This window comes from Candidatus Zixiibacteriota bacterium (genome assembly GCA_018820315.1).
Lineage (GTDB): Bacteria > Zixibacteria > MSB-5A5 > JAABVY01 > JAHJOQ01 > JAHJOQ01.
The window spans coordinates 1-2,350 of record JAHJOQ010000169.1 but is presented as its reverse complement, the minus strand read 5'-3'; the positions used below and the strand labels follow the sequence as shown (position 1 = coordinate 2,350).

The following is a 2,350-nucleotide window of genomic DNA, read 5'->3' as shown; positions in this document are numbered from 1 at the left end:
GTGTCTCATCGCGCGGCGTAGACCCCATACGAAATAGACCAATCCGAACGCTGTCAACGCCCATGCCGCAAGATCTCCGCGGATTGCCTCGACAGATTCGAGGCTTGTCACCGATATACCGATTGCAATGCCGATCAAACCGATGACAACCGAACTGAGAACGTGACCGATACCGCACCAGATTGTAATGATAATCGTTTTCGGACGGGACCAGTTCCTCGCACGCGCCATAGCGACAAATGGGACATAGTGGTCAGGTCCGAGAACTGTGTGAATGAATCCTATGAGCGCTGCGGTTGTCAGCAGCGCGCCGAGTTCCTGAGTCATTATTGCTCCGATTCGTCAAAGCAGGAAGATAGTATGCGATGGCCTCAGATGCAATAGTTGTAATTAATCAGGATGTGCGATTCAGGTTTTCTGCCGGCTATGTATGAAGCCGGTCGAATAGACTTTGTACCGGTGGGTCGAACTTCTCGCGGTAGAATTCGAACACTACCCGCTTGCCGATGAAGTCCCTAATGCCCGATTTATCGATAGTCTCCTTGAATGTGACATAGCAGTCGAGCGCTTTGTATGCGGCTGCGATATCGACATCATCTACATCAAAAATGCAATCGATATTCTCCAGTTTCGATCCGTTCAGCTTGAATAGCGCGCCTTTGGCTGCAACATCCTCAGTAATCGTGAACAACGCGAGTCGTTTCAGATATGATACTCTCTCCTGTAGCGTGACAAACGCGCGTTTGACCACCGCATACGTCACGAGGTGATCGTGGAAGCCGCTAATACCATGCACGGCGTAAGTGACGACGACAGCCGGTTGAATGTGTTCGATCTCGTTGGCAACTGCTCTTTCAATGATGCGCGGATCCATCTCGGAGAGTCCGGAATCGGGCAGATCGAGGACGGTCATTCCGGAGAGATCGAGTACTTTTGCGACATCAAGCATCTCTTTAAATCGAAGCTCACCCATCTCATCGATGCTGTATTCAAACTTGTGCCGCTGTTTTGTTGCGCCACCCCGGGTGAGTGTAAGCAGATGCACTTTGTGCCCATTTCGGCGCTGGTTGTGCATCGCATGCGCAACCCCGAAAGACTCGTCGTCGGGATGCGGAAATATGTATAGCACTTTCATGGTTTACCTCAGTCCTGCCAGTTTAACGTTTGACACAATGGTGCGGTTCCAACAGTCGGTTATCATGGATCATTGAAAAAACCTCTTGCAACGATGGCAAGATTGAGTTGATTCGTTAACGATATGATGAAACGCGGATAATAGGTTACATGGAGGATAACATGTCACGGAAAGTCGCTGCAATATTCTTATCTATGGTTCTACTACTGGGGTATGCGGCCCTGATCGGCGTTCATGCCGCGTCATATCCGCCCGATGTTGCCGCTGCGCTTGATTCCGCGGGAGCGAATCGAGCTGAGCTTGAGGCTGTGCTGTCGTATTACGAATCTGAAGGCGATTCGTTGAAGCTCGATGCCGCCTATTTTCTGATAGCGAACATGGAAGACCACAGCTATGTGACGTACAAGCTGCACGACACCATCGATACCGAAATTGAGTTCAACGTGCTCGATTATCCCGATTTCAAGACGCTGCTGGCGGCGTGCGATACTCTTGAGGATGTTCATGGCACTCTCGATTTCAGCAAAAAGGACCGGATTTATGATTTGAAGACTATCACGTCAGAGTTTCTGATCAAACAAATCGACTTCGCTTTCAAGGCGTGGCGCGAGAGGCCGTGGGCGAAGAACATGTCGTATGAATGCTTTCGCGATTATGTCCTTCCATATCGCGGCAGCGGCGAACCGCTCGAACCGTGGCGACAGTATTTCATGTTGAAATATGCCGGCATTGAGTCTCGTATGACCGACCCGTCAAATCCGATAGAGGCTGCGAAGTTGATAAATGACGATATCATGAAGTGGTTCAAATTCGATGAGCGCTACTACTACCATCCGACCGATCAGGGTCTGACAGAGATGCTCGAACACGGCATGGGGCGTTGCGAAGACATGACGAATGTCACGATCTATGCCTTCCGTGCCAATGGTCTCGCTGTCACGAGCGATTACACCCCGCACTGGGCTAACTCCGGAAACAACCATGCGTGGAATTCGATCGTGACTCTCGATGGTAGAGTGATTCCGTTCATGGGCGCCGAATGCAGTCCAGGGGATTACCGTCTGCACAACAAAGCGGCCAAAGTCTATCGTAAGATGTACGGCCAGCAGAAAGGGAATCTGATCTTCCAGGATCGAAAGCAGGAGAAAGTCCCCGGCTGGCTTGCGGGAAAGAGCTATCTCGATGTCACTCGCGACTATGTCGATGTTTGCGATG

3 protein-coding genes are annotated in these 2,350 nt (G+C 50.7%); 1 reads left to right on the top strand and 2 read right to left on the bottom strand.

Going from position 1 to position 2,350, the window contains the following annotated elements; genetic code table 11:
• On the bottom strand, positions 1-327 hold a 327-nt coding region (locus KKH67_16115), incomplete at its 3' end, for a hypothetical protein (GenBank protein ID MBU1320701.1).
• Positions 328-424: 97 nt separating this feature from the next.
• Positions 425-1,135 (bottom strand): PIG-L family deacetylase, encoded by a 711-nt coding sequence (locus KKH67_16110; GenBank protein MBU1320700.1) that lies wholly within the window; start codon positions 1,133-1,135, stop codon positions 425-427.
• Positions 1,136-1,296: 161 nt separating this feature from the next.
• On the opposite strand from KKH67_16110, the gene KKH67_16105 reads away from it, so the two are divergent.
• On the top strand, positions 1,297-2,350 hold a 1,054-nt coding region (locus KKH67_16105), incomplete at its 3' end, for a transglutaminase-like domain-containing protein (protein ID MBU1320699.1).

Excerpts from the sequence above, each read along its gene's own strand:
- KKH67_16110 (MBU1320700.1), bottom strand. The coding sequence starts at position 1,135 with ATGAAAGTGCTATACATATTTCCGCATCCCGACGACGAGTCTTTCGGG.